Source organism: Mucilaginibacter sp., assembly GCF_965277465.1.
Lineage (GTDB): Bacteria > Bacteroidota > Bacteroidia > Sphingobacteriales > Sphingobacteriaceae > Mucilaginibacter.
The window spans coordinates 1,105,049-1,131,347 of record NZ_CBDICW010000002.1; the positions used below are offsets into that span (position 1 = coordinate 1,105,049).

General features: G+C 40.0%; 25 protein-coding genes. 10 read left to right on the top strand and 15 right to left on the bottom strand.

Annotated elements, in window-relative coordinates; all coding sequences use genetic code 11:
- Positions 1 to 90: 90 nt before the first annotated feature.
- Positions 91 to 921 carry an orotidine-5'-phosphate decarboxylase gene (gene pyrF / locus ACQY4U_RS17305; RefSeq protein WP_428331756.1) on the top strand — a complete coding sequence of 277 codons (831 nt, stop codon included), beginning with the start codon at positions 91 to 93 and terminating at the stop codon, positions 919 to 921.
- Positions 922 to 975: 54 nt separating this feature from the next.
- Here the strand turns inward: pyrF and ACQY4U_RS17310 are convergent, their stop codons facing one another.
- The 8 genes from ACQY4U_RS17310 to trpS form a co-directional block, all read right to left on the bottom strand.
- Positions 976 to 1,509 carry a pyridoxamine 5'-phosphate oxidase family protein gene (locus ACQY4U_RS17310; RefSeq protein WP_428330707.1) on the bottom strand — a complete coding sequence of 178 codons (534 nt, stop codon included), beginning with the start codon at positions 1,507 to 1,509 and terminating at the stop codon, positions 976 to 978.
- A 132-nt stretch (positions 1,510 to 1,641) separates the two neighbouring features.
- Entirely contained in the window at positions 1,642 to 3,009 is a 1,368-nt protein-coding gene (locus ACQY4U_RS17315) for an exonuclease domain-containing protein (protein ID WP_428330708.1), read from the bottom strand.
- Positions 3,010 to 3,159: 150 nt separating this feature from the next.
- Positions 3,160 to 5,001 (bottom strand): membrane protein insertase YidC, encoded by a 1,842-nt coding sequence (gene yidC, locus ACQY4U_RS17320; protein ID WP_428330709.1) that lies wholly within the window; start codon positions 4,999 to 5,001, stop codon positions 3,160 to 3,162.
- A gap of 21 nt (positions 5,002 to 5,022) precedes the next feature.
- Positions 5,023 to 6,633: a CTP synthase gene (locus tag ACQY4U_RS17325; protein WP_428330710.1), complete on the bottom strand. Its 1,611-nt coding sequence runs from the start codon at positions 6,631 to 6,633 to the stop codon at positions 5,023 to 5,025.
- Between the two features lie 164 nt (positions 6,634 to 6,797).
- Positions 6,798 to 7,529: a 3-deoxy-manno-octulosonate cytidylyltransferase gene (gene kdsB / locus ACQY4U_RS17330; protein WP_428330711.1), complete on the bottom strand. Its 732-nt coding sequence runs from the start codon at positions 7,527 to 7,529 to the stop codon at positions 6,798 to 6,800.
- A gap of 16 nt (positions 7,530 to 7,545) precedes the next feature.
- Entirely contained in the window at positions 7,546 to 8,082 is a 537-nt protein-coding gene (locus tag ACQY4U_RS17335) for a hypothetical protein (RefSeq protein ID WP_428330712.1), read from the bottom strand.
- Positions 8,083 to 8,094: 12 nt separating this feature from the next.
- On the bottom strand, positions 8,095 to 8,709 hold the full coding sequence (locus tag ACQY4U_RS17340; RefSeq protein ID WP_428330713.1) for a deoxynucleoside kinase: 615 nt from the start codon (positions 8,707 to 8,709) through the stop codon (positions 8,095 to 8,097).
- A 137-nt stretch (positions 8,710 to 8,846) separates the two neighbouring features.
- The gene (trpS, locus tag ACQY4U_RS17345; RefSeq protein ID WP_428330714.1) at positions 8,847 to 9,842 is read right to left on the bottom strand and encodes a tryptophan--tRNA ligase; all 996 of its coding nucleotides are present in this window, start codon (positions 9,840 to 9,842) and stop codon (positions 8,847 to 8,849) included.
- A gap of 37 nt (positions 9,843 to 9,879) precedes the next feature.
- On the opposite strand from trpS, the gene ACQY4U_RS17350 reads away from it, so the two are divergent.
- The 3 genes from ACQY4U_RS17350 (at position 9,880) to ACQY4U_RS17360 (ending at position 11,883) form a co-directional block, all read left to right on the top strand.
- Positions 9,880 to 10,626, top strand: coding sequence for a lysophospholipid acyltransferase family protein (locus ACQY4U_RS17350; RefSeq protein ID WP_428330715.1), 747 nt, complete (start codon positions 9,880 to 9,882; stop codon positions 10,624 to 10,626).
- Positions 10,627 to 10,784: 158 nt separating this feature from the next.
- Positions 10,785 to 11,084, top strand: coding sequence for an Asp-tRNA(Asn)/Glu-tRNA(Gln) amidotransferase subunit GatC (gatC, locus tag ACQY4U_RS17355; RefSeq protein WP_428330716.1), 300 nt, complete (start codon positions 10,785 to 10,787; stop codon positions 11,082 to 11,084).
- 67 nt (positions 11,085 to 11,151) lie between these two features.
- On the top strand, positions 11,152 to 11,883 hold the full coding sequence (locus ACQY4U_RS17360; protein WP_428330717.1) for an ABC transporter ATP-binding protein: 732 nt from the start codon (positions 11,152 to 11,154) through the stop codon (positions 11,881 to 11,883).
- A 51-nt stretch (positions 11,884 to 11,934) separates the two neighbouring features.
- Here ACQY4U_RS17360 and ACQY4U_RS17365 read toward each other — a convergent pair whose 3' ends face one another.
- Complete coding sequence (locus ACQY4U_RS17365; protein WP_428330718.1) at positions 11,935 to 12,558, bottom strand: hypothetical protein; 624 nt, start codon at positions 12,556 to 12,558, stop codon at positions 11,935 to 11,937.
- A gap of 313 nt (positions 12,559 to 12,871) precedes the next feature.
- Positions 12,872 to 13,858: a chitinase gene (locus ACQY4U_RS17370; RefSeq protein ID WP_428330719.1), complete on the bottom strand. Its 987-nt coding sequence runs from the start codon at positions 13,856 to 13,858 to the stop codon at positions 12,872 to 12,874.
- 209 nt (positions 13,859 to 14,067) lie between these two features.
- Between ACQY4U_RS17370 and ACQY4U_RS17375 the strand changes: the two genes are divergently transcribed.
- The 3 genes from ACQY4U_RS17375 to ACQY4U_RS17385 all read left to right on the top strand — a co-directional run bounded on the left by ACQY4U_RS17375 (position 14,068) and on the right by ACQY4U_RS17385 (position 15,269).
- Positions 14,068 to 14,616 (top strand): cob(I)yrinic acid a,c-diamide adenosyltransferase, encoded by a 549-nt coding sequence (locus ACQY4U_RS17375; protein WP_428330720.1) that lies wholly within the window; start codon positions 14,068 to 14,070, stop codon positions 14,614 to 14,616.
- A 167-nt stretch (positions 14,617 to 14,783) separates the two neighbouring features.
- A complete protein-coding gene (locus tag ACQY4U_RS17380; RefSeq protein WP_002996718.1) occupies positions 14,784 to 15,005 on the top strand; it encodes a DUF2795 domain-containing protein in 222 nt (73 codons plus the stop codon).
- Between the two features lie 114 nt (positions 15,006 to 15,119).
- Positions 15,120 to 15,269, top strand: coding sequence for a lmo0937 family membrane protein (locus ACQY4U_RS17385; RefSeq protein ID WP_259067472.1), 150 nt, complete (start codon positions 15,120 to 15,122; stop codon positions 15,267 to 15,269).
- 90 nt (positions 15,270 to 15,359) lie between these two features.
- On the opposite strand, the gene ACQY4U_RS17390 is transcribed toward ACQY4U_RS17385, so the two are convergent.
- Both ACQY4U_RS17390 and queA read right to left on the bottom strand, forming a co-directional pair.
- Positions 15,360 to 16,061, bottom strand: a complete 702-nt coding sequence (locus tag ACQY4U_RS17390; RefSeq protein ID WP_428330721.1) for a 2-C-methyl-D-erythritol 4-phosphate cytidylyltransferase — start codon at positions 16,059 to 16,061, stop codon at positions 15,360 to 15,362.
- A gap of 96 nt (positions 16,062 to 16,157) precedes the next feature.
- On the bottom strand, positions 16,158 to 17,207 hold the full coding sequence (gene queA, locus ACQY4U_RS17395; protein WP_428330722.1) for a tRNA preQ1(34) S-adenosylmethionine ribosyltransferase-isomerase QueA: 1,050 nt from the start codon (positions 17,205 to 17,207) through the stop codon (positions 16,158 to 16,160).
- A 223-nt stretch (positions 17,208 to 17,430) separates the two neighbouring features.
- Between queA and ACQY4U_RS17400 the strand changes: the two genes are divergently transcribed.
- Together ACQY4U_RS17400 and ACQY4U_RS17405 are read left to right on the top strand one after the other, a co-directional pair.
- Positions 17,431 to 18,246, top strand: a complete 816-nt coding sequence (locus tag ACQY4U_RS17400; protein WP_428330723.1) for an ABC transporter permease — start codon at positions 17,431 to 17,433, stop codon at positions 18,244 to 18,246.
- A 35-nt stretch (positions 18,247 to 18,281) separates the two neighbouring features.
- On the top strand, positions 18,282 to 18,677 hold the full coding sequence (locus ACQY4U_RS17405; protein ID WP_428330724.1) for an ABC transporter permease: 396 nt from the start codon (positions 18,282 to 18,284) through the stop codon (positions 18,675 to 18,677).
- Positions 18,678 to 18,683: 6 nt separating this feature from the next.
- Here ACQY4U_RS17405 and ACQY4U_RS17410 read toward each other — a convergent pair whose 3' ends face one another.
- Positions 18,684 to 21,956: a PAS domain S-box protein gene (locus ACQY4U_RS17410; RefSeq protein ID WP_428330725.1), complete on the bottom strand. Its 3,273-nt coding sequence runs from the start codon at positions 21,954 to 21,956 to the stop codon at positions 18,684 to 18,686.
- A 157-nt stretch (positions 21,957 to 22,113) separates the two neighbouring features.
- Between ACQY4U_RS17410 and ACQY4U_RS17415 the strand changes: the two genes are divergently transcribed.
- Complete coding sequence (locus tag ACQY4U_RS17415) at positions 22,114 to 23,400, top strand: citrate synthase (RefSeq protein WP_428330726.1); 1,287 nt, start codon at positions 22,114 to 22,116, stop codon at positions 23,398 to 23,400.
- Positions 23,401 to 23,576: 176 nt separating this feature from the next.
- Here ACQY4U_RS17415 and ACQY4U_RS17420 read toward each other — a convergent pair whose 3' ends face one another.
- Together ACQY4U_RS17420 and ACQY4U_RS17425 are read right to left on the bottom strand one after the other, a co-directional pair.
- Positions 23,577 to 24,620: a SusE domain-containing protein gene (locus ACQY4U_RS17420; RefSeq protein WP_428330727.1), complete on the bottom strand. Its 1,044-nt coding sequence runs from the start codon at positions 24,618 to 24,620 to the stop codon at positions 23,577 to 23,579.
- A 61-nt stretch (positions 24,621 to 24,681) separates the two neighbouring features.
- A complete protein-coding gene (locus ACQY4U_RS17425; protein ID WP_428330728.1) occupies positions 24,682 to 26,277 on the bottom strand; it encodes a RagB/SusD family nutrient uptake outer membrane protein in 1,596 nt (531 codons plus the stop codon).
- Positions 26,278 to 26,299 lie beyond the last annotated feature (22 nt).

A 26,299-nucleotide genomic window follows, 5' to 3' on the forward strand; every position in this document is an offset into this window, starting at 1 on the left:
AACTATTTAAAAAAATATCCTTATTGTGGCTAACTCTTAAGCTAATTTTTAGTTTTTTTGGGCATTCAAAAAAATTAATCTCTTTTCATGATCTCCCGCCAGCAGCTAATTGAGCAAATCAAACTAAAAAAATCTTTCTTATGTGTTGGGCTCGATACCGATATTGAAAAGATCCCGGCTTTTTTAAAGGATTATCCCGACCCGATATTTGAGTTTAACAAGCGCATTATTGATGCTACGCATGATCTTTGTATCTCCTATAAACCTAATGCCGCTTTTTACGAAAAACATGGCGTGCAAGGGTTACAAAGCCTGATAGCTACCTGGAAGTACCTGCCAAAAGAATGTTTGAATATAATAGATGCCAAACGCGGAGATATGGGTAATACATCGGGTATGTATGCCAAGGCTTTTTTTGATGAATCGGCAGGGGGGATGAGTTTTGATGCCATTACATTATCGCCCTATATGGGGCACGATGCGGTATCACCATACCTTGAGTATAAAGATAAATGGGTAATTATACTGGCGCTAACCTCATCGGCAGGGAGTAAGGATTTTCAATACCTGACTACTGAACATGGTTTTTTATACGAGGCAGTAATACAAAAAGCGAATACCTGGGCCAATGCAGATAGGATTATGTATGTGGTAGGTGCAACAAAAAGCACCGAGTTTACTAATATCCGTAAATATGCGCCTGATAACTTTTTATTAGTACCCGGGGTAGGTGCACAGGGCGGTAACCTTGCCGAAGTTTGCCATTATGGGATAACTAAGGATTGCGGCTTAATAGTAAATGCTTCGCGGTCTATTATCTATGCTTCAAACGGTGCTGATTTTGCCGAAGCGGCACGTGATGAAGCTATGAAGATCCAAAAAGAAATGCAGGCTGAGCTTGAAAAGGCAGGCATTATATAAAAAAAAGTTTAGCAGCCTTACAAAGGTTTAAAACGCTGTAAGGCTGCTGATCAATTATACAGAAAGTTTTCCTTCAATTGAATCATCAAGGGTTTTACCAATTGCTGCGCCGGCCAGTTGTTTAATAAACGCAACGGCATTACCGTGTTTGTTATCCCAGTAATAGCCATCAATAGGTTCAACCTTTATAGCCGAGATCCTTGGATCGTCCTCACCTTCGGTAAACCATGTTTTTAGTACCGGCTCCCAAAGTTCATCAATCTTTTTCTTGTCCTCGCTTACTGAAGCAATACCATAGATGTTTAGAAAATCAGAATATTGTGATCCCTGGAATAATAAATGTACAAAAGGATCATGTACTAACTCATCATTTTTGTGGCTGTCATTAGCACTCAGGAACCAAAGATTACCATCTTCGTCAACTTCCTGAACAGACATTGGCCTGGTAGAAAACGGTGCGCCTGTTTTAATGTTGCTGCAAAAAAAGCAGCTTTTTGACTCGGCAAGTTCTTTTAGCTTGCTGATTGCTTCGGGGCCATCCAGATTTTTGAAATTATCTTCGGGCTGTTGTTGGTTAATGCTATCCATAATATAGTTTTAAAAGGTAATGTTTAATAACAACCCACGTATAAAACTATTGTTTATGAAAAATTAACTTGTTTGTTAAAATAATAATCCGAAGGAAAAACCAAGTAGAAAAGTATATTGACAGGGCTTAATCTAACCCGCAAACATCATTTTACGCTCTGGGAACTTAAGTGCATAATTATCAACCATATTGCGGATATAATCATTACCAGGGTACGGTGTAAGATAGTTTTTAAGCTGACCCAGGTTATCGGCATCAAAATAATGAGATATATATCCCATGCCGTAAAACTTGCCTTTTTCAATCAGCAGGCAGCTATGTTCTTCATCATTACGCCCGGCATCCCTGATGGCAAAAGTAGGCAGGGCCTTGTTTAGCTCATCAATAGCTAAGTTTACCCGGCTGTTGTAGGCCTCAACTGTTTCATTACCGTCGCAGGCACATTGCTCTTTATTTGTCCCGGTGCAGGGGCCGGTATTGGTTTGAATAAAGCACAGTTTTGGGCAAAGGCCAAAGGTTTCAATCAATGTATTGAGTACGCTGCGGCCTTCAAATAAGGTGTTGCAGCTATAAAGCGCGCCCATCATTTTACGGTGCTTGTCAACCGCCAGGCGTAGGTAGCCGCGCTGGTCTTCAAACGCATATAAACCGTAGGCATGTTCAAACCGCTTTAACGACCGGTTATATTTTGGCCAAAGGCGCTTGATCTCCACGGCCTCTAATACAAAAGCAACTAATTCAGTACCGCAAAGCTGGAAGGTGATGTTATAAATATTTCGTAAAAACTCCTGCCGCTGCGGGCCGGGGTTGTTGCCGGTAAAATGGCTGGTAACGCGTTTTTTTAAATTTTTTGCTTTCCCCACATAAATTACCTTCCCCTTTTGATCGTGAAAGTAATATACGCCCGGTGATGCTGGCAGCGCCTCCACATCCTTTTTAGGCAGGTTGGCCGGTAATACCTGCTCCTTTGAGTTTTGCTTTAAAGCTGAAGGGATGTGGCTTTGCGTATCACTTTTCAGTAATAATGTAAATAACTGCGAGGTAGCTTCGGCATCGCCGGCGGCACGGTGGCGGCTTTCGTTACTGATGCCTAAATGATTGCAAAGCTTTCCTAAACTATAGGAGGGCAGGCCGGGTAGTATTTTACGGCCCAGCCTTACGGTACACAGCTTATTACATTGCAGATCGTACCCGGCTGCAGCTAAATGATAGCGCACAAACGAGTGATCAAAGTTTACATTATGGGCAACAAATATTTTATTGTTAAGCAGGTGATAAACATCGTGTGCAACATCGGCAAAAGGAGGGGCGTTTTGTACCATCTCGTTGGTGATGCCTGTTAATGCACTGATATATATCGGGATCTCTTTATGCGGATTTACTAAGGTGGAGTAACGCTCAATTACTTTTTTACCATTATGTATGCAAATAGCTATCTCTGTAATACCATTTGCGCTGGCATGCCCACCCGTAGTTTCAATATCAACAATTGCATACATGGTTGTAAATGTAATAAGTTTTTGCTAATATTTTTAGTTCGCGATAAAAAAGTATTTATTTCAGGTTACAATTATTGAAAATATTAGCTGCCAATAAAAAAGCCGGATGCATTGCACCCGGCTTTAAGTTTTACCGATTTCTCGGAAAGTTTATTTCTTTTTTGGAGCGATTGCTGCCTGTTGTTTCTGGCGCATCATTTCTTCCATTTTAGCCTGGAAACCACCGCCGCTTTTCTTTTTCTCATCAGGTTTCTTTTTGTTTTCCTGTATTTGAGCGTGAATCTTCTTGTCATCAACCATAAAACGGATAATGTATTGCTGTAAGAAGGTTAACATGTTAGCCAAAAAGTAGTAATAATTTAAGCCTGATGGATAGCTGTTCAGCGCACCTAAGAAAATGATAGGGGTAATGTATCCTATATATTTCATCTGGCCTGTTGCACCCGATATCTGGTTATTAAAATAAGTATAGATAAGGGTTGAAATAGTCATCAGTAAACACATTAAACTTAAGTGGTTACCAATAAACGGAATATTAGGGAAGGTAATGATCGAGTCGTAGGTCGAAAGATCATGCATCCACAAAAAGCTTTGTCCGCGCAGTTCAAATAAACTCGGGAAGAAGCGGAAGAATGCAAACACGATCGGCATCTGTATCACCAATGGCAAACATCCACCCAATGGGTTTACGCCTGCCTTTTTGTAAAGCTTTAAGTATTCCTGCTGTAAAAGGGTAGGGTTATCTTCGCCAACTTTGGTTTTAATTTCATCCATCTCCGGCTTTAAAACACGCATTTTAGCCATTGATAGGTATGACTTGTAGGTTAGCGGTGATAATACCAATTTAAGGATAATGGTTAAAGCCAAAATGATCAATCCATAGTTACTGGTGAACTTGCTCAGGAAATTAAATACCGGTAATACCGAGAAACGGTTGATATAAGCTAAAAATCCCCAGCCCATGTAAACTTGTTTCTCCAAATGGTAACCCTGAGTTTTCAGGAAATTATATTTATCAGGCCCAAAGTAAAATTCCATTGGGAAGGTTCCGTCGGTGCTTTTGTTTAATATAAGGCCGGCACTCATTTGCTTGCTGTGCGCGGTATCGGTAACATCTGTATTTACAGCCATGTTAACCTTGCTGAAACCTTCTTTAGCGATCAATACACCCGAGAAAAAGTGTGCCTGGAAAGATACCCATTGCATCTTTTTGTCGCTAACTTCTTTCTGGTCGTCTTTATTTTCGCTTAGGTAATCCACTGCATTTTCGGTATCCATGTAATACAGGGTTGAGTACCTGCGTTCCTGGACCAAATCTTTTTCCTGCTTGCGCATGTTGGCAGCCCAGTTAAGGTTTATGGTGCCGCTGTTGGCAATCACCTGGTCTAACCCGGTTGATTTTATGGTTAAGCCAACTTTATAACCTTCGCCTTTTAGCGAGTATATATAATCAATATACTGAGTTGGGCTGTAGCTTAAGCGCATAGTAACAGTGCTTGAATCTTTACCGCTTACCTGTAATTCGTTTGCACTTGGGGTAAAGTATAGTTTATCGGTACTAATGCTGCTGTTACCGGCAGCAAAGCTTGCACTAAAGTGATTGTGCTCGCCATCAAACAATATCAGCGGCTTTTTATCAAAAGTTTTGTAATCCTTCAATTCAACCGAGTAAACGCGGCCACCTTGAGTGGTTAATTTTACACGAATGTTTTTGTTTTCAAGGGTGATGAATTTTTCGGTACCTACGGTGGTAGCGCCAAAAGGAGTTTTTAATAAAGCCGAATCAACGGGTTTATTGGCAAGGGCCTTTGCGCTGTCAACAAATTTTACTGCTGCAGCTTTTGGTCCGGCTATCTGGCCTCTTTTAACAGAGTCAGCATGTGCTTTTATTCTTTCTTTTTTTAGATCAGCTTCTGAAGGCTTCATAAAGAAAAATGAAGCACCCATTATGACCATGATCAGGAACAATCCTGTAAACGTATTTTTATCCATTTCTATATTGCGTACAAATAACTATTGCTTACGGGCATAAGCCATCGAAGCGGCGACAAAGTTAATAAAAAGAGGGTGTGGATTTGCAACTGTTGATTTTAATTCCGGATGAAATTGTGAGCCAACAAAAAACGGGTGGTTTTTAAGTTCAACTATCTCAACCAGGTTGTTCTCAGGGTTTAATCCCGATGGTGTTAAACCTGCTGCTTCATATTGCTTTAAATACTCATTATTAAACTCATAGCGATGCCTGTGGCGTTCGCTGATCCTTGTTTTTCCGTAAAATTTCTCGGCCTTGCTGCCTTTTTTTAAATCGCAGGCATAAGCACCAAGGCGCATGGTACCACCTTTATTTACCACTTTCTTTTGCTCTTCCATCATGCCAATAACCGGATGAGGGGTATCAGGGTTCATTTCGGTGCTGCTGGCTTCTTTTAAACCTAACACATTACGGCCAAATTCAACAACGGCACATTGCATACCCAAACAGATGCCGAAGAACGGAATATTGTTTTCGCGTACATAACGGATGGCTTCAATTTTACCTTCAAAGCCACGTTCGCCAAAGCCCGGTGCTACTAATACACCATGTAAGCCTTTAAGGCGTTCAACAGCGTTGCCCGGCGTTAACATTTCTGATGGGATGTATTCAACCTTAACCTTGCATTCGTTTTTAGCGCCTGCATGTATAAATGATTCAATAATTGATTTATAAGCATCGGGCAGTTCAACATATTTACCTACCAGGCCAATTTTTACTTCGGATGTAGGGTTTTTTAACCTGCCTAAAAAGTCTTTCCAGTTTACCAGCTCAGGCTCTGTTTTATGAGGTAATTTAAGCTTGGTTAATACCGTTTTATCAAGCTGTTCTTTCAGCATCAGCAAAGGCACATCATAAATGGTCGAGGCATCAATTGATTCAATAACCGCGTTGATGTTAACATTACAGAACAGCGCTATTTTTTTACGTATATCGTTATTTAAGTGGTGCTCGGTACGGCAAACTAAAATATCCGGCTGGATACCGTATTCTAACAACATTTTAACAGAGTGCTGGGTTGGCTTAGTCTTTAATTCGCCTGCTGCTGCAAGGAAAGGGATTAGCGTTAAGTGGATAACCAGCGAGTTACCAGAACCTACTTCCCAACGGAATTGCCTAACAGCCTCAATGTAGGGTAACGATTCAATATCGCCCACGGTACCGCCTAATTCGGTTATTACAATATCGTAATCGCCGCTTTCGCCCAGTATGCGGAAATTTCTTTTGATCTCATCAGTAATATGCGGAACTACCTGTACTGTTTTACCTAAAAATGCACCTTCGCGTTCGCGGTTAATTACATTTTGATAAATACGGCCTGTAGTAATGTTATTGGCTTTTGATGTTGGCGTATTTAAAAAACGCTCGTAATGGCCAAGGTCAAGATCGGTTTCGGCTCCGTCCTCGGTAACATAACATTCACCATGCTCGTATGGGTTTAATGTTCCTGGATCGATATTAATATAAGGGTCGAACTTTTGAATGGTTACGGTATAACCACGGGATTGAAGAAGTTTGGCTAAGGAAGCAGATATAATTCCTTTTCCTAACGACGAGGTAACGCCGCCCGTAACAAAGATATATTTAGTCATGATTTTGCTGATCTTGCCCCGGCTTTAGGCCGAAACAAATGTTTGTGTACGGGATGCAAAAGTATGAAAATTTTCAGGATTTGGACTATTTGTTGAGAATTTGATAGGAATACCTCATTGCCCTGAAAATTAAGATGTTCAGCGTTGTGTAAACCGGCCTGCGGTTATATTATCGATAATTTTTCCAGGTCCTCTGGCGTATCAATGGCGTGAGTTTCCAGTTCGGTTTCGGCAACTTTTATGCGGTAGCCGTTTTCTATCCAGCGCAACTGTTCCAAGCTTTCGGCTTTTTCTAATGATGATACGGGCAATTTGGTAATCTGCTGTAAAATGTCGGCACGGTAACCGTAAATACCGATGTGCTTAAAATAGGTAAAATGCTTTAGCCAGTCCTGTTGTTCTTGCCCGCGGATGTGGGGCATGGGCGAGCGTGAAAAGTAAACGGCTTCTGAAAGTTTATTGATCACCACCTTCGGCGAGTTCACGTTCAATAACTCCTGCTCGTTTTGTACCTTTTTTATCAGGGTGGCTATTTGCGTAGCGGCATCATTAAAGCAGGTGGCTAATTTGGTGATCTGTTCGGGGTCTATATAAGGTTCGTCGCCTTGTATGTTGATGATCACCTCGTATTGGGGGTGCTGTGTGGCTACTTCAGCGCAACGGTCGGTGCCGCTTTGATGATCGGCCGATGTCATTACTGCAACGCCGCCAAAGCCGGTTACATGGTCAAAAATGCGCTCATCGTCAGTAGCAACAATAACCTCGGTAAGGTTAGTGCATTTTTTGGCTTGCTCATAAACCCTTTGGATCATGCTTTTTCCGCCAATATCAACCAATGGCTTACCCGGGAAACGGGAAGATGCATAACGGGCCGGAATGATACCGAGAATGTTCATTATTTAAATTAATTTATCAGTTTATTATTAGCAGATCCTGAGTTGAACGAGGGAGGCGATTTTCATTGCACAAGTAAAATCTTACGGAATATTTGCCTTTTAAAAGAAACTCTTTATTTACAAAGCATGTGTAAGTTAATTGTTCATCTGCCAAATGAAGATTCTCCAAATAATAAAAATCAAGCGGTATAAAAACAATTTCCTGATCTTTATAAATAGGTATATCTGGTTCACTATAATTTCGAAATTTTACAAAACAATTAGTAGTTGTGATTGACTTTGGATCTAAGTCAAAATCTTGTGCAATCCTTTGTCCAGCTTTAATTATATCACATTTTTCTGGCGAAATAATTAAAAATGCGTTCTCTATTTTTTTTTTGGATAGCTTATTTATATTACGAACCTCTGTGAAAATTGTATAGTTATTTTCAACCTTTCTAACCTCTACATTGATCAAAAGATATGTTCTAAACTCTTCAGTTATTTTCCAAATCAAGGTTATTAAACCAGCAAAACCACCTATTGTGGTTAGAAATGAGATTATGGACTTCATTAACAGTGTTTTTTAAAACAAACCGTTCAACTCCCGCTCAATCAGTTGAACTATAGTTGCCAGGTCTTCAGTATTGTTGGCAAAATCAATATTGTCTTTATCAATAATCAATAGCTTGCCCAATTTGTAGTTGCCTATCCATTTCTGGTATTTATCGTTCAGTTTTGATAAATAATCAAGCCTGATGCCCGACTCATACTCACGGCCACGGCGCTGGATGTTGTTTACAAGGGTAGGTACAGATGCACGCAGATATATCAGCAAATCGGGTGGTTTAATAAACTCGGTAATGTTATCAAAAATAGCCTGGTAGTTTTCATAATCGCGGGTGGTCATTAAACCCATATCGTGCAGGTTTTCTGCAAAAATATAAGCATCCTCATAAATGGTCCTGTCCTGCAAAATATTATGACCGCTTTTTTGAATATCAATTATCTGGCGGTAACGGGTATTTAAAAAATAGATCTGCAGGTTAAAGCTCCAGCGTTTCATGTCGCTGTAAAAATCTTCCAGGTATGGGTTGTTATCAACCGCTTCAAACAAAGGATCCCAGCCGTAATTTTTAGCTAATAATTCCGTAAGTGTAGTTTTACCGGCTCCTATATTTCCTACTATGGCAATGTGCATGTGATAGTTTAGTTTTTTGTCTGAATCAGAATTTTCACAATTTACAGATTTGCCCGAATTTTAACACCACATTTTACAAATCAATTTAATTATAAATTATCTGCCGGTGAAAATCCAATCAAGGCCAGTAATCTAAATTAAAAGCTCCTGAAACCAATGATCTCTCTAACTTCCTTAAGTGTTCTTGAAGCGCTTTCGCGGGCCTTTATAGCACCATGGCGGGCAACCTGGCGCAGGTAAGGCGCATCATTAGCAATATCATTGATCCGCTCGCGGATAGGGGCTGTTGCTATAATTATATCTTCGGCAAGCTGTTTTTTCAAATCGCCGTAGCGGATCTGGCAGGTATTGTACAGGTTATCAAAATGCTCGTATGTATCGGCAGATGATACCACCTTAATAATATCAAACAGGTTTTGGATCTCAACTGGTTTTTCCTGGTTATCAGCTGTAGGGCCGCCATCGGTAACTGCACGCATTACCTTTTTGCGGATCATCTCCGGCGTGTCAGACAGATAAACGGCATTGCCCTCACCTTCTGATTTTCCCATTTTACCTTTACCATCAAGCCCGGGAATCTTTACCAGGTTCTCGCTAAAATTAAAGGCAAAAGGCTCCGGGAAAAAATCTTTATTATAAAGCCTGTTAAAACGGTTGCCAAAGGTGCGGGCCATTTCAAGGTGCTGCTCCTGGTCTTTACCAACAGGTACTTTTGTAGCTTTATGGATAATAATATCTGCCGCCATTAAAACCGGGTAGGTTAATAAGCCGGCGTTCACATTATCGGGATTGGCACGTACCTTATCTTTAAATGAGGTGCTGCGTTCCAGCTCGCCAAGGTAGGCGTTCATGTTCATGTAAAGGTACAGCTCAGATATTTCGGGCACGTCTGATTGTATGTATATCGTAGCCCTTTCAGGGTCAATACCGGCCGCTAAATACTCCACCAATACCTGTTTTATGTTACCATGCAGGTTGGCGGGGGTAGGGTGCGTAGTTAACGAATGCAGATCGGCTATAAAAAAGTAGCAGTTATATTCATGCTGCATTTTTACGAAGTTCTGTATAGCTCCGTAATAATTTCCTAAGTGTAAGTTTCCGGTTGAACGGATACCACTAACAACAGTTTCCATGTGGCGAAAGTAAGGAAATTTTATATTTTTGATGGTGATGAAATTGTTCCTGAAAAAAATCCACGTTTATCTTTACGTGTTAAGCGTTGCTCTTTCTTACTTTTTATGCTGGCCGTTGTTCTATTATTTTTCGCTTAAGCCGGGCCGTTACCGCAGTATGAATGCTTTGCGCAGCATCTGGGCGCTGGTAAGCTCGGCCCTGGTTGGTTTTTTTTACCGCTTTGAATATGAACAGCCTATTGACTGGAGCAAAACTTATATTATTTGCCCCAACCATACCTCAAACCTTGATATTGCGGCCATGTGTGTACTGGTAAAAAGCAATTATAGCTTTATGGGTAAGGAGGCATTGAAAGATGGGCTGGTAACCGGGTTGTTTTTTCGTTCGGTTGATATACCTGTAAACAGGGATAGCAAAATGTCGTCGTACAGGGCCTTTAAAAAGGCTACTGAAAAGCTGGAAGAAGGTACAACTCTTATCATATTTCCGGAAGGTAAAATAGGCGATGATTACCCGCCAACCCTGCATGAGTTTAAAAACGGCCCTTTTAAGTTAGCTATTGATTATAAGATCCCAATTATCCCCGTTTCATCAGCAAACACCTGGAAAATGCTTTGGGACGATGGTACTAAACATGGTACAAAACCGGGTATCTGTAATTTTTACGTTCATAAACCTATTGATACTACACTACTAACTGATGCTGATGCCCTGCGTGAGCAGGTTTACAGTATTATTAGCGGGAAGTTGGAAAGTGAAAATGTATCGGCCGCCATTTTATAGCTATTGCAGAGAATTTTATTTGAGCGATTAGGAAAATCGCTCTAAAGAGAAAATACCGGGAAAGTTTTATGCAGTGCAGTTAAATGATTACACAGCAGGCCGGGTATTTGTAATATATTTGTAGCTATAAAGATCAGAGAATAATTAAACGAATTGCGATGAGCATGACCATTGACGAAGAAGCAGTTGATATAATAGCACACCTTGCAAGGCTGGAACTTAGCGGTGACGAAAAGCAGGATATGATAAAGGATATGAACAAGATCCTTGATTTTATGGCTAAACTGAATGAAATCAATACTTCGGGCGTTGAGCCATTGGTTTACATGACCGATGAGGTGAATGTTTTGCGCGAGGATGTGGTTAAAGCGGAGATTACCCACCAGGAAGCCTTACAGAATGCACCCAAGCGCGATGATGATTTCTTTTTGGTGCCCAAGGTGATAGATCTTAAATAAGTATTGCTATCATATTAGCGTTTGGCTGTAACAAATTTCTGTTGCTGTAGTCAAAACAGAAAACAAAATGGAGCCACTTATAATCCTTAAAGATATTGGACGTAAATATGTTATCGGTACTGAAATTATTCATGCCCTTAAATCGGTTACGTTAACTATTAATAAAGGAGAGTTTGTTGCGCTGATGGGCCCCTCGGGTTCCGGAAAATCAACCCTGATGAATATTTTAGGCTGTTTGGATACCCCTTCAAAAGGTGAGTACACCCTGAACGGCATCAACGTAAGCCACATGACGGATAATGAACTGGCCGAAGTGAGGAATACCGAAATTGGCTTTGTTTTCCAGACATTTAACCTGCTGCCACGTAATACTGCATTGGATAATGTTGCCCTTCCGCTGGTTTATGCCGGGATAAGTAAGGAGAAAAGACAGGCACGCGCTAAGCTGAGCCTTGAAAATGTTGGCCTTGGTAACCGTATGGATCATAAGCCTAACGAACTATCGGGCGGACAACGCCAGCGTGTAGCCGTGGCCCGCGCACTGATCAATAACCCATCCATTATATTGGCCGATGAGCCTACCGGTAACCTTGATACCAAAACATCTATTGAAATAATGGGATTGATTGAGGATATTCACGCCAAAGGCAATACCATTATATTAGTTACCCACGAGGAAGATATTGCCCTGCATGCTCACCGTATAGTGCGTATGCGCGATGGCCTGGTTGAAAATGATTATGCCAATACCAGCATCCAAACAGTGGATAGGCATAGCGCCATAATGAAAGAAGTTTAGTTGAAAACCTCTCCGCTAATTATTTTATAACTTTTTTTAGCTCATATTTTCTTAATCGCAGGCGGTACAAAGCCTTGATACAAACTCTGCCAGGTAGATTGCCTTTTCGGGCGAGATGGGTTTACTGTTGCCAATAATTAGGGTGTGTTCAACTATTTCTATCACAAAATCATCTTCGCGTACATCCATAACCGCATTTCTAAAATTACGGTCGATGCCTGATACTGCCTTGTAATGGTCATTTACCAGCACATAAAAGGTATCGCTAAAGGCTTTGTCTTCCTCAAAGTCAAGTTCAACGGGGTGTATCAGTTCAATTATTTTATCGGCAAGGGTTTCAGGCCTTATTAAAACGCGGCCAAAATTATGTTTTAAATAAGCCAATGCCCATGTCTGGCACTCGTAACCGGGGCCATTATGCCCATGGGCGTGGTGCTTTAACTGGCTTTCAATAAAAAGGATATAGCTATTATTGTTTTCGTGTTTTATGACATACGAGTCGCGGATATTAATGCCCTGGTAATGTTTAAACACTTCAAAGTTTTCTAACTGAAAATCAATGTGGCCGGTTAGTGCAATATCAAACTTTGTTTTAAGTACATTGTAGGTGTCATGAAACCTGTCAATTTCTTCTGTGCAAAGGCCGGCGGTATTAAAGGGGTAATTTGTATCCATTTATTTTTGCTTTAAAAAACAAGCACACTAAAATACAAATAAAAATAAAGGAAGCAATTAATGCGTAAGGGTTTGCAGTCTTAGGATGAACGCAGAGGCCTTTGCCCTAATGGTTCGAGTACCTCACCATGACACCCCAACTCAATTCTCAATTAGGCTGTCACCCTGAGGCTCTCGAAGGGTGAGCGTAGAGGCCTTTACCCTCATGGTTCGAGTACCTCACCATGACACCCCAACTCAATTCTTCAATTAGGCTGTCAACCTGAGGTTCTCGAAGGGTGAGCACGGGGCGTTTGCCGGCATATTGTCAGCTCTATAAATAAGGCTTCATTTTTCCGCAGGAGCAGGCACAATTGGCATCGCTAACACCCAAATCCTTTAAAAAATACTGGTAAAAACCAATACGGTCGTTCATGCTGTAAATTCCTTCGCCTTTTCCGCATTCAACTGCGCCGTTCACAATATTAATGGTCATCCCGAAGCCCGGGGTACGGCCCGCAGCTTTATCGGCAGCATTGGGCAGCCATTTGCCAATCATTACATCATGTGCCGATGGTTTGAAGGTTTGCGGGGTCATCCAAAAATAAATAGCGGTTTTAAAGGCCACTACCGGATCTGTTTCAACCAATTCCGGGTTATTCAGCAATATCTTTTTATCCCCGAAGATACAATCAGATGCATAACCATAATTACCATTATAGCTGATTTGTAAAGGGCCGCGGCCATAGTATTTTTTACCGGGTACGGCAGGGTAGGTATCATTATCGGAAATATAAGGCAATGAAGTGTTGCTTTCGTGTATAAACATCAGCCCGTCGTTATACTTTCCGTTTTCGCCATGCCTGGTTTCGTGGGCTATATGGGCAAAAAAGGCAGCTAATTCCTTTTTATTGGTCAATAAATCTCTTTCCGAGCAAAAATTACCATAATCAATTAAGTAAGTACTGTCGGGTTTCTTTTTGGCCCATTCCTCGTTCCAGTCTTCATCCTGTCGTATAATGGTTGCCAGGCCGGTACTTTTATCTGTACGGGTAAACTGGTAAACAGATACGGCGCGCCTTGCCACCTTAACTTTAATAAGGCTCATTTCTTTAAGGGCCTTTATAAAAGCGGCATAGGTATAAAACTTATCGCGCTGTGGGAAAAGGGTGTTAAATTGCTTTTCGCTCAAAAAACTGGCTACGGCTATTTTATGTGGGGCATTGTTATCGGTCTTTTTATCTGTGCTGACACATTTTAAGCTCGAAAACAATACGATACACAATAAAAACAATGATTTTATATATGAGGGGTTTTTCACAATGATATGTTTTTCAAATATGAGCTGTAATATTCAGCGTCAAATTTGGTAATAAAATTAATATAACGTTCAAATTGCAATAGTGTTTCTATTATTAGCCTATTAAAACCCCGGCAGGTAGTATGCTCCGGATAATAAATAATGGATTGAACAGTTAAATTTCAAATCAAAACAATACATTCGGATTCAAAGTAAAGCAGCAATTATTAATGAAGATCTATACAAAAACAGGCGATAAGGGTTATACCTCGCTAATTGGTGGTACCCGGGTTGCCAAACACCACATCAGGATTGAGAGCTACGGAACTATTGATGAACTTAACTCATATATTGGTTTAATAGGTGATCAGGATATTACCCTGCATGATAAAGAGGTATTAAAGCAGATACAGGACAGGTTGTTTACCATTGGGTCGTCCTTAGCGGCTGATCCGGAGAAATCAAGGATGGTTATACCCGATCTGCACCTGGCTGATATTGAATTGCTGGAGCAGGAGATGGATAAAATGAATGAGCAATTACCAGAATTAAGACATTTTATTTTACCCGGTGGGAGCAATGCGATTTCTTATTGCCATATTGCGAGATGCGTATGCCGAAGGGCCGAACGCATAACGGTACACCTGGCCGAAGAAAGCACGGTTGACGAAAAAGTGAATATTTATTTGAACAGGCTGAGTGATTATTTATTCACCTTAGCCCGCAAAATTGGGAACGATAATAATATTCCTGAAAATCAATGGATACCGCGAATTTGAAAGGTTTACAAATAGCAAAATTGAATTAATGTATTTAATGATAGTAGCTTAACTGTCATTAAAAAAAACAATTCGCATAAAGGAAAAAAATATTGATAATCAAATTAAAAATATTATACTTTTGCGAAAAAGTAAATTTACCGATAAACAATAATAATTAAAAGAATATGTATTGGACACTTGAACTGGCATCCCACCTGGAAGATGCGCCCTGGCCCGCAACAAAAGATGAACTAATTGATTACGCCATCCGTTCCGGAGCACCTGTTGAGGTTATTGAAAACTTGCAGGCCCTGGAAGATGATGGTGAGCCGTACGAAAATATTGAAGAGATATGGCCTGATTACCCTACAAAAGATGACTTCTTTTTTAACGAAGATGAGTATTAATGTAGCCTCATAAACAAAAAAACCTTGCTTTAGCAGGGTTTTTTTGTTTACACTCCTTTTTGGAATGGTTTTGGTATTGGAGATTTCAACATTATCAACTAAAACTTTATAAAAATGAGAAGCTTATTGTATTTAATCGCAGTTATCCTTGTAATAGGATGGATTTTCGGAGCATTTGTTTATCCTGTTGGCGGTGGTTTGATCCACATCCTATTAGTAATTGCCGTTATAGCCTTACTTTTAGGGATAATCAGAAGGGCATAATTCGTACCGGCTTGTAGTTTATAAGCCGACTGGTCCGTAGCTGATGGTTTAGCTTGTGATTAGGTTGTTAATTCAATCCTGATACGCTAACTATCCGGCTACGGACTTTTTTATGAGCATTTCTGCAATGGCAATATCCTCGGGGAAGGTAATCTTAATATTTTCGTAGTTTCCTTCAATCAGGTTTATAGCTACTCCTGTTTCTTCAACCACGCTGGCATCATCTGTAAATTTGGTGTCAAAGGGTTGCAGGTAAGCTTTTTTTATTTGTGCCGATTGAAAGGTTTGCGGCGTTTGTACCAGGTAGATTTCATCCCGTATTAAGCTCTGCGAAATACCGTTTTTTACTGATCGTACAGAATCGCGACTTTTAACGGCTGTAACAGCATTTCCATGCAAGGCGGCATGTTTGTATGTCTCGTTGATTATCTGCCTGCTGGTAAGCGGCCTTACGGCATCATGCACGGCTATTACTGCATCTGTATCATTGCTGATGCTATCCAATCCGTTTTTTACAGAATGGAAGCGGGTTTGCCCACCGGTAACTAATTGATGTGCTATGGTAAAATGATGATCGGTACAAAGTTTTTGCCAGTAGGCGTGATATTCCGCAGGCAGCACAAGGATTATCCCGGGCTTTGCTGCCGAATTAAAGAAAGCTTCAATAGTGTACATTATAACCGGCTTGCCGCAAAGCAATAAAAACTGTTTAGGCACAGCTGATTGCATCCGTGTACCGGAGCCGCCGGCAACAATAATAGCGTAGTTTTTTGGTAAGGTATCAGAAGCCATGGTCAAAGCTACAAATTGATGCGTATTAAATCAGTAAACATAAAAAAGCCCCTTTAAAATTTTAAAGGGGCTTTGAATATTTTTTTAATATACTAATTATATGATCAGCATGGCATCGCCATAGCTGTAAAAACGATATTTTTCTTTTACGGCAACTTCATAAGCATTCATCACATGCTCATATCCACCAAATGCACAAACCATCATTAACAGTGTAGATTCTGGTGTGTGGAAATTGGTTATCATTGAATTAGCAATGCTGAAATCGTATGGCGGGAAAATGAATTTGCTGGTCCAGTCGTTAGCTGGTTTCAATGTTTTATTTGCAGATACTGCCGATTCAATAGTACGCATTGATGTAGTACCAATTGCACAAACACGGCTTTTACGCTCAATAGCTTTGTTTACAATATTTGCCTGCTTTTCTTCAATAATAAACTGCTCTGAGTCCATTTTGTGTTTGGTTAAATCCTCAACCTCAACCGGGCGAAAAGTACCTAAACCTACGTGCAAAGTTACTTCGGCAAATTCAATACCTTTTAGCTCAAGGCGTTTCATCAGCTCGCGGCTAAAGTGTAAGCCTGCAGTAGGGGCGGCTACTGCACCTTCGTGCTTTGCAAAAATAGTTTGGTAGCGTTCTTTATCTTCGGTAGTTGCTTTGCGTTTAATGTATTTAGGCAGTGGTGTTTCGCCCAAAATCTCAACGTTACGGCGAAACTCTTCGTCGGTACCGTCAAACAAAAAGCGGATAGTACGGCCACGTGATGTAGTATTATCAACAACCTCGGCAATTAAAAGGTCATCATCGCCAAAGTATAACTTGTTACCTACGCGTATTTTACGTGCCGGATCAACCAGCACATCCCATAACCTAAGTTCTTTATTTAATTCTCTTAATAAAAATACTTCAATAGTAGCACCTGTTTTTTCTTTATTGCCATACATACGGGCAGGAAATACTTTGGTGTTGTTAAGGATCATTACATCTTTATCATCAAAATAATCCAACACATCTTTAAATATTTTGTGCTCAATTTTGCCTGAATCGCGGTGTAAAACCATTAAACGTGATTCATCGCGAGTGTTTGCAGGTGTATGAGCAATCAGTGATTCGGGCAGGTTAAATTTAAATTGAGATAATTTCATGCTAAATGATATGAATTTTCAAGGGCGCAAATGTAAGTTTTTTTTACTACTTTTTCGGGATTTTTTTATAGCTCAAGTTTCATTGCTTCCTTTGCACACTTATAACAACAATTATAGTAAATTGTTAAGTGAAAAAATAATGTAACTAAACGGCAGTACCATCGTCTAAAAAATATCAGGTTCTGGTCATCAAAATACCACGCGTTAAATCGAGATTACTTATATGATATTTTTAAAACTTTTAAAGGAAAGCTTTCTGTTTGCTTATGATGCTTTAAGGCAAAATAAGCTGCGTACTTTTCTTTCATTATTAGGTGTTACCATTGGTATCTTCACCATCATATCTGTTTTTTCGGCGGTTGATACGCTTAAAAATAACCTGCAAAAAAGCGTTAATAAATTAGGCAGCAACAGTATCTACATTCAAAAATGGCCATGGGTAAATAACGAGGATTCGCCATGGTGGAAATACCTGCAACGCCCCGACCCTAAGATCCGTGAGTTTGATGAGTTAGTTAGGCGCAGCCAAACCGCGCTGGCCGTATCATACGAGATAAATATTGATAACCGTATTGTAAAGTACCAAAGCAACACGGTTGATGGTGCGCAGATTGATGCGGCATCGCACGATCATGATAAAACATGGAACTTTGATTTTGAAGATGGCCGCTATTTTACCGAAATGGAATCAAGGGCAGGCAGCCCGGTCACCGTTATAGGCCATGATATTGCAAAAGATCTTTTCCCGGATGGGGGAGCAGTTGGCAAGCAGATAAAAATAATGGGCCGTAACATTACGGTAATTGGTGTTTTTAAAAAAGAGGGTAACGATATTTTAGGAATATCTGACGATAAGGAGATCCTGCTGCCCTTAAACTTTGCCAAAAACGTAATTGATGTACAGAACGCCAACTATAACCCACAGATTGTAGTACGCGGCCGAAACGGCATCAGCGATGTGGAAGTTGAAAGCGAAGTTAGAGGTTTGATGCGCTCTATAAGGCGGTTACAGCCGGGGTTGATGATAACTTTGCCTTAAATAAAACCACCCTGCTCTCAAACCAGTTAGATATTGTGTTTTCTGTATTAAAAAAAGTGGGCTTTGTAATAGGGCTGTTCTCCATACTGGTGGGCGGTTTTGGTATAGCAAACATCATGTTTGTTTCGGTTAAGGAACGAACCAATATCATCGGCATCCAAAAATCATTAGGGGCCAAAAACTACTTTATATTGCTGCAGTTTTTGATTGAATCGGTAGTGCTCTGCCTCATGGGGGGCATTATAGGTCTTGGGATGGTATTTGGAGGTACTGCGCTATTAAAGGCAGCTGCGGATATCCAGGTAGTGCTTGATATGTCGAATATTATTTTTGGTATAAGCCTGTCCATTAGTATTGGCATTATATCGGGTATTTTGCCCGCTTATTTTGCTGCCAGGCTTGACCCGGTTGAGGCTATCCGCTCAAACTAACAGGTTCTATAAAATTTCTTTAGGGATAATTTCAATTTCGGCAGGGGTGTAGTGTTTGGCAATTTTTTCAAACAATACATCCGGCACAAAAGGCTTGGTCAAATAATCGCACATGCCGGCAGCGAAGGCTTTGGCGTGTGTTTCGGGCATTGCATCAGCTGTTAGAGCAATAACCGGTATGTAAGGGTTTATATCCCTTATAGCCCTTGTGGTTTCAAAGCCATCCATTTCGGGCATTTGAAGATCCATTATGATCAGGTCGTAAACGTTAATTTTAACCAAACTGATAGCCTGCTCGCCGCTTAGTGCTTCGGTGGTTTCGGCCTGCCATTTCTTCAAAAATTTTGATGCAATAAGCAGGTTCATCTTATTATCATCAACAATCAATATCCGCATTCCTTGTAACGTACGTACCAAAGCAGGTGGCGCCTTGTCTTCATTGGTTTGTTTGGGTGCTATATTGAATATGATAGTGAATGTGAATTGTGTACCCACACCTGATTTGCTGGTTACTGAAATGGCACTTTGATGTAGTTCAACCAGTCGTTTGGTAATGGCAAGGCCAAGGCCCGTGCCGCCATAGTCCTTATCGGCCGTTTGCGACTCCTGCATAAATGGATCAAATATATGGGCCAGGTTATCGGCGCCTATACCTATCCCGGTATCGGTAATGGTAAACTCAACAGCAACCTGATTATTAGTTATGGGCTTGCTGTCAAGCTTTAAGGTAACTTTGCCGGTATGTGTAAATTTAATGGCATTGCTTAACAGGTTATTTAATACCTGGCTCAGGCGTATCTGGTCGCCAATTAAATATTCGGGCAGGTTGTTTAGCAGCAACTCAATTTCCAGGTCTTTCTCTGCCGCCTTAGCATAAAATGATTGCTTTATTTTTTGTGTGAGGCTTACTATATTAAATGGCAGTTTGTTTAGCTCCAGCTTACCGGCTTCTATCTTGTTATAATCAAGGATGTCGTTTATAATAGCTAACAGGTTTTCGCCAGAGAATTTTAGCGTGTTCAGATATTCCAGCTGGTCTGGTTTGGGGTCTTCACTCAATAATAAATTGGTTGTACCTATTACTGCATTCATCGGTGTCCTTATCTCATGGCTCATAATGGATAAAAACTCTGATTTAAAATGCGAAGATTTTTCGGCGTTTTCTTTAGCGGAGATCAACGCCTGGGTAGCTCTTTCCCTGTCGGTAATGTCTTCGCCAATGCCGGTAACCTCTTTTATTTTACCGTTTTCGTCATAGCTAACCGTATTTTGCCAGCTGATAAGGCGCTGCTCGCCATTGCGGCAAATTACAGGGTTAGTAAACTGCGCGTCAAACTTATTGTTTACAAACCAATCCTTTAATTCTTCCCGTATACCATCGGGTATAAAATTATCCAGCCAGTTTACGCCCAGCATTTCATGCTGATCATAGCCCAGCATTTCGGCCATATATTTATTGCAAAAAATAACAATGCCTTTACTATCAACCGATAAAGCAGGCAGCTTAATGGTTTCTAATATCAGCTTGTATTTATTTTCAGTTTGCTGTTGTTCAATTTCGGCTTGTTTACGGTCGGTAACATCCTGCAGGGTGCCGATAATTTTACGTACAGTGCCGTCATCTCGTCTTAATAACTTACCTACAATAATGCTTAAGTGTTTAACATTGCCTTGCGGCGTTATAATGCGGTATTCGTACGATGTATTATTGATGCTGGCAAAGCTTATTAAATGCTTTTTAAGTATTTCACGATCATTAGGGTGGCAATACTTTATCAGCACCTTAACAAAGTTGTTTTCGGTAGCCGCTTTTTGGTCTATCTCAAAAATGTTGTTAATCTCGTCAGACCACGAGAGCTTGTTCATGGTGATATCCCATTTCCAGTTGCCAATTTTAGCAATTATCTGGGCTTCCAATAATTCCGCCTGGCTAACCTTTATTATTTTTTCAGATAAACGGGTTTCTGTAATATCCTGTATAACGCCAACCGCTCTCTTGAGCTCACCTTTTTCGTTAACGGTTGTATCACCTTTTAAAGCCTTTAAGTATTTTAAACTACCATTAGGAGTGATCAGTTTATGTTCAAAATCACTTTTGTTAGGTACATTAATGTTTGAAAAGTATTCGAAAGCATTCTCCCGGTCATCCGGATGGATCAGGCTCAGATAATAATCAAACATTGAGGTATCTTCAGGAATACTATCGACCTCTAAGATGGTATACAGGTTTTTTGACCAAAAGGATTCGCCTTTCTGATGATCGTATGACCAGTTACCAGTTTTTGCTATCGATTGTGCTTCGAGCAATAATATTTCCTGTTCTTTTAAAGCATCAGCATAGTTTTTTTGCTCTGTAATATCAGTAACAGAGGCCGAGATACGGGAAGTATAATTGCCTGCGCTATCATAAACCGGGGCCATTTTTGCTATAAGCCATTTTCCTGTTTCAAAGTCGGAAGGGTACTCAAGCGTAACCGGCTGTTTATTGGCTATGATGGCATCAAAAGCGTCATCAAATTTTTGAGCTTTATCCTGTCCAATTATTTCACTTATCTTTTTGCCAATACATAACCGGGGATCTATAACCCGTTTTATTGATCCGTTAAACCATACATTAAGACAAATTTTATCTTCATCAAACTCAAAAATAATATCATTCAATGAGTTAATAAGCGCTGTAAGGCTATTGCTGCTGGCACGCATTTTCTCCTCGTTGGCTATCAGGGTTTTGTTGAGGTCCACAATACTGCTTACTGCCTTCTTAAACTTTAGGTTATAAGTAACCATTACTAAAAAGGATACATAGGCAATAAAAGTAAAGGTTAGCAATAAAACCACTAATACAACTATTGATATATCGAGCTTTGGTGCTGTAATATAAGCTATTACTGTAGCCAATAAATTAAGTGCACAAATGGCTATAAACTCCCATCGCCTGGTGCAAAAAAGAGTTAATGCTATAAAAACTGTTATCGAACTAAAAAGATATGCATGCTCAAACCCATTTTTACCAAGTAAAAGGCAATTGTTAATTACAAGGAAAGATATGATAGTTAAGTATGATACTATTTTATAATATAATTTATCGGGATAGTATGACAGGCAAAGGGCAGCTAAGCACAAACCGCTGTTAATAAAGCGCAGCCACAAGGGATCAAACGAATTATAGTAGCAGAGATAGTGGAGGGATGGACTTGCAATAAACAGGCCGATCAATAATAGCTGATAGATGGTATTATCGTTTTGCAAGAATAATAGCAGCCTGCTTCTGAAGGACATACTAAAAAGGGTTTTAAAATAAGTTATTGTGAGTTATGTTAAACTAAGGTAAAGGATTCGGCTAAATAAGATATGAAAATTTTACAAATTGTCAATCATCTTAAAGGTTATTAATACGCAGATTTCGTTACATTTGTTGCAGATAAAATATTTTCCTATGTCTGAGACAGCACAATTAAAAATTGGCGATAAAACTTATGATCTTCCCGTAATTGAGGGCACTGAAGGCGAAAAAGCTATTGATATTTCTAAACTACGCGACCTTACCGGTTATGTAACACTTGATATTGGCTACAAAAACACCGGTGCTACTAAAAGTGCAATTACATTTTTAGATGGCGAATTAGGGATACTTAAATACCGCGGTTACCCAATAGAAGAGCTTGCTGAAAAATCAAGTTTTATTGAAGTTGCTTACTTGCTGATACATGGTGAACTACCTACGGAGCAGGAATTAACGAACTTTCAGTACGAAATAAGCCGCCATACACTGGTACATGAGGATATGAAAAAGTTTTTTGATGGGTTCCCGTCAAAATCACATCCCATGGGACAGTTATCATCATTGGTTTGTGCATTATCTGCATTCTATCCTGAATCGTTAAAGTCGCTTCAAACCGAAGAAGAGCTGCATTTAAGCATTATTAAGATGCTTGCTAAAATGGCTACTGTAGTTTCATGGATTTACAAAAAATCATTGGGCCACCCGGTTATTTATCCGCAAAATAAATACGATTATGTAACCAACTTTCTGCACATGACCTTTGGTCAGCGTACAGAACAGATTGAGATTGACCCGGTAATTGTAAGTGCAATGAACACTTTACTGATATTACATGCCGATCATGAGCAAAACTGCTCAACATCTACCGTTCGTATAGTAGGTTCGTCAGAGTCAAATATTTATGCTTCTGTATCTGCCGGTATTTCGGCATTATGGGGCCCGCTGCATGGCGGTGCTAACCAGGCTGTAATTGAAATGCTTGAAAAGATAAAAGAGGATGGGGGTGATACTGATAAGTGGATTGCCAAAGCAAAAGATAAAAATGATCCTTTCCGCTTAATGGGATTTGGACACAGGGTGTATAAAAACTTTGATCCACGTGCTAAGATCATTAAAAAGGCATGTGATGATATTTTGGAGAAACTGGGTATTGACGATGAAGTGCTTGAGATAGCTAAAAAGCTGGAAGAAGTAGCTTTAAAAGATCCTTACTTTGTTGAGCGTAAATTATACCCTAATGTTGACTTTTACTCAGGTATTATTTATCGAGCGTTAGGTTTTCCTACTGATATGTTCACCGTATTATTTGCATTAGGCCGCTTACCGGGATGGATAGCGCAATGGAAAGAAATGAAAGAAAATAAAGAGCCTATTGGCCGTCCGCGCCAGATATATGTAGGTGCAGTTAACCGCGACTATGTTGATATAAAGAACAGGTAACATTACCCTACATCATAGATATTAAAAAAACCCTGATCATTTTGATCAGGGTTTTTTTATGCCTTCAACTTATTATTAAGGTACAATCGTCTTATAAAATACAATAACTATAGTGCACAAAAAAACCCGGTGGTTTTCACCAGCCGGGCTTTTAAATCAAAAAATCAACCCCTGTATTATTGTTTTACTAAAGTGTAAGTGTTAGCAACAGGATCTAATGTAATATTATACATAGCGCCTGCGGGAGTAGTATTAGGTACCGAGATGTTACCACCATTTAGTGTAAGTGTACCATTGCTGCCACCTAAATTAGTAGCCCAGGCATTGTTTAACCTGAATTTTACAGCTTGGCCACCATCGCTAACCAATTTAGCTGTAATGTACCATGTGCCTGTACCTGCATTGTAAAACATATTGGTATCAGCACCCCAGCCGCCTGGTGTAGCATCACCAATAATACTCCATTGAGGTACAAAGGTTATGGTATTAGCATTTAAGTTGACGGTTACTAATAAACCACCATCAGCAGGTGCAAGCAAGTTACCACCAGTAGTACTAACAGTACCAGCTCCTGAACCAGCACCATAGTTAGTACCGTTCCAATCTGCTTCTGATGTAACTTTGAAATTAAGGTCGCTGCCAGTAAAGTTTATAATGCCTGAATAGATATTATTGCTGTTTGGCGAAACTAACGAAGCTGCTGAGCCTGGTGACCATCCCTGGTAAGCACCCGGAACATACAGGTACGATGCTAATGAGAAAGGTGTAACGTTAAGTGTAATTACATTAGAGTAAACAGGAGCAATAGCACTTGAAATGGCTTGCGATACACGTACCTGCACTTGTCCGGCCTGGTTAGGCGTTAGGTGCAATGATAGCATTAATGCATTAAAATCATTTGTTGTGTATTTTTGAGCAAATACGTTTGCACCTAAAATTACTGTTTTAGGATTCTTCCAGTTATCGCCCATTGAGTCAATTTGCAAAGTACTGGTAACGCCGGCACTATAACCATAATTGGCTTTTGAGATATTGAAATGAATCACTGTTGAGGTGTCATTAAGTTTAGTTTTATCTAATACTATTGTATTAGATGATACAACTAAAGTGCCCGCTTTGCCGCCATTGCTGGTTACAAGTGCGCCGTCTTTTTTGCAGGCTGTAAGCATAAGCAAACCTATGCTGCTTAGCGTTAATAGTCTTGTTAATAATTTTTTCATTTTTAATATTTTTTACCTTGTTTCAAATTAAAAGCAAATAAAAGTATGCCTGTTTCCTTGTTTAATTATAACCTGGGTTTTGTTTCAAGGTTGGGTTGTTGATCAAATCAGTTGATGGTATTGGCATTAGGTTAAGGTTTGATGATACACCCTGTCCATTTGCAACGCCACCTTTCCATTCCCATAAGTAACTGGCATCGGTAAATTTCCCAAAACGAATCAAATCTGTTCTTCTTTGCATCTCAAACAATAACTCCCTGCCGCGTTCATCTAAAATGAAAGGCAAGTTTAATTGTGGTGCAGTAATATTGCCACTTAAGCTACCATCATAGGCTCTTGTGCGTATTTTGTTTATATAATTTAAAGCAGTAACCGGATCGCCGCCTGAACCACCGCGTAAAACAGCCTCAGCATATATCAGGTAAACATCTGCCAAACGGAACATCGGGAAATCGGTATCAGGGAAGTTTCCGGTTGGGTCAGTTCCTACGGCACCGGTTGAAGTAACGTTTCTGAATTTCTGGATAGCATATCCATCAGCAAATGTATACTCATCAGTTATTGTTTCTGATTGCCCGTTAGTAAAGAAAAGCGCTCTTTTATCAGTGTTTCCACTGTTGTCCTGAAATAAAGCTACATATTGTTTGGTAGTACGTAATCCAGACCAACCGCCGTTTATACCAAAAGCAGCAGGGTCCATGTTACCACCAACCTGTGCATGTATAAGGTAAGTCATACCACCATATCCTTGTGTGTGAATACCATCAGACTCAATCGGGAAAATAATTTCGTTTGATTTGTTGTTATCAGCAAGGAAAAGGTTTTTGAAATGCGGCTCAAGTGTATAACCAGCGGCTATAACTTTGTTTGCGTAGGTAATAGCATCAGTACTGCGATCAGTACCGGTGTATACTTTGGCATTCAGATACAGTTTGGCTAATAAAGTCCAGGCTGCAGCCTGATCAGCACGGCCATACTCAAAACGTGGTGTTCCCATATCAGCAGGGATAGCTTTTAATTCACTTTCTACATAAGTAAACAAATCAGCACGTGACTTTTGGGCCGGGAAAAACACACCAACATTATCATTTTCAGTTACAAAAGGTACGCTTCCAAAAAGGTCAATAGCATGGTAATAAGCTAATGCTCTTAAAAAGCGGGCTTCTGCACGGTATTGTTTTGCTAATACTAAATTATTACCGGTAATACCGTTTGCGCTTAATTGTGCATCACTTGTTTGGCGGATAAACTCATTATCTAATGATATTTCGTAAAAAATACGATCATACATTGCCCTGATGAATTCATTTTGTGAATTCCAGCTCATGTCATGCAGGTTATGCACTGTTCCGTCATTCCATACAATCTGCGCTTCATCAGTTGTAAGCTCTTCCATGTTAAACAACTCGCGCAGGTAATTTGAAAAACCTTCATCAATACCGGCTACGTCAGGATTTCCTGCCGGGCCTTGCTGGCCGCTCAATGCAAACGCAGTGTATAGTTTTGCTAATACTGGTTTGTAATTGTTAAAATCCTTGTAAACGTTAGCTGTTGTTAACTGACCAATAGGGGTCAGGTTCTTTTTACACGATGATAATGTGACTGATACGCACATTATTGTAATGGCCATCAGCTTAATTAAATTTCTTATTTTCATAATATTTTATATTTTAAATATT

Bases quoted from the DNA above. Each gene is read 5' to 3' on its own strand.
- ACQY4U_RS17310 (WP_428330707.1), bottom strand. From the start codon at position 1,509: ATGGATAGCATTAACCAACAACAGCCCGAAGATAATTTCAAAAATCTG.
- ACQY4U_RS17315 (WP_428330708.1), bottom strand. From the start codon at position 3,009: ATGTATGCAATTGTTGATATTGAAACTACGGGTGGGCATGCCAGCGCA.
- yidC (WP_428330709.1), bottom strand. From the start codon at position 5,001: ATGGATAAAAATACGTTTACAGGATTGTTCCTGATCATGGTCATAATG.
- ACQY4U_RS17325 (WP_428330710.1), bottom strand. From the start codon at position 6,633: ATGACTAAATATATCTTTGTTACGGGCGGCGTTACCTCGTCGTTAGGA.
- kdsB (WP_428330711.1), bottom strand. From the start codon at position 7,529: ATGAACATTCTCGGTATCATTCCGGCCCGTTATGCATCTTCCCGTTTC.
- ACQY4U_RS17335 (WP_428330712.1), bottom strand. From the start codon at position 8,082: ATGAAGTCCATAATCTCATTTCTAACCACAATAGGTGGTTTTGCTGGT.
- ACQY4U_RS17340 (WP_428330713.1), bottom strand. From the start codon at position 8,709: ATGCACATTGCCATAGTAGGAAATATAGGAGCCGGTAAAACTACACTT.
- trpS (WP_428330714.1), bottom strand. From the start codon at position 9,842: ATGGAAACTGTTGTTAGTGGTATCCGTTCAACCGGAAACTTACACTTA.
- ACQY4U_RS17350 (WP_428330715.1), top strand. From the start codon at position 9,880: ATGAAATTGTTCCTGAAAAAAATCCACGTTTATCTTTACGTGTTAAGC.
- gatC (WP_428330716.1), top strand. From the start codon at position 10,785: ATGAGCATGACCATTGACGAAGAAGCAGTTGATATAATAGCACACCTT.
- ACQY4U_RS17360 (WP_428330717.1), top strand. From the start codon at position 11,152: ATGGAGCCACTTATAATCCTTAAAGATATTGGACGTAAATATGTTATC.
- ACQY4U_RS17365 (WP_428330718.1), bottom strand. From the start codon at position 12,558: ATGGATACAAATTACCCCTTTAATACCGCCGGCCTTTGCACAGAAGAA.
- ACQY4U_RS17375 (WP_428330720.1), top strand. From the start codon at position 14,068: ATGAAGATCTATACAAAAACAGGCGATAAGGGTTATACCTCGCTAATT.
- ACQY4U_RS17380 (WP_002996718.1), top strand. From the start codon at position 14,784: ATGTATTGGACACTTGAACTGGCATCCCACCTGGAAGATGCGCCCTGG.
- ACQY4U_RS17385 (WP_259067472.1), top strand. From the start codon at position 15,120: ATGAGAAGCTTATTGTATTTAATCGCAGTTATCCTTGTAATAGGATGG.
- ACQY4U_RS17390 (WP_428330721.1), bottom strand. From the start codon at position 16,061: ATGGCTTCTGATACCTTACCAAAAAACTACGCTATTATTGTTGCCGGC.
- queA (WP_428330722.1), bottom strand. From the start codon at position 17,207: ATGAAATTATCTCAATTTAAATTTAACCTGCCCGAATCACTGATTGCT.
- ACQY4U_RS17400 (WP_428330723.1), top strand. From the start codon at position 17,431: ATGATATTTTTAAAACTTTTAAAGGAAAGCTTTCTGTTTGCTTATGAT.
- ACQY4U_RS17410 (WP_428330725.1), bottom strand. From the start codon at position 21,956: ATGTCCTTCAGAAGCAGGCTGCTATTATTCTTGCAAAACGATAATACC.
- ACQY4U_RS17415 (WP_428330726.1), top strand. From the start codon at position 22,114: ATGTCTGAGACAGCACAATTAAAAATTGGCGATAAAACTTATGATCTT.
- ACQY4U_RS17420 (WP_428330727.1), bottom strand. From the start codon at position 24,620: ATGAAAAAATTATTAACAAGACTATTAACGCTAAGCAGCATAGGTTTG.
- ACQY4U_RS17425 (WP_428330728.1), bottom strand. From the start codon at position 26,277: ATGAAAATAAGAAATTTAATTAAGCTGATGGCCATTACAATAATGTGC.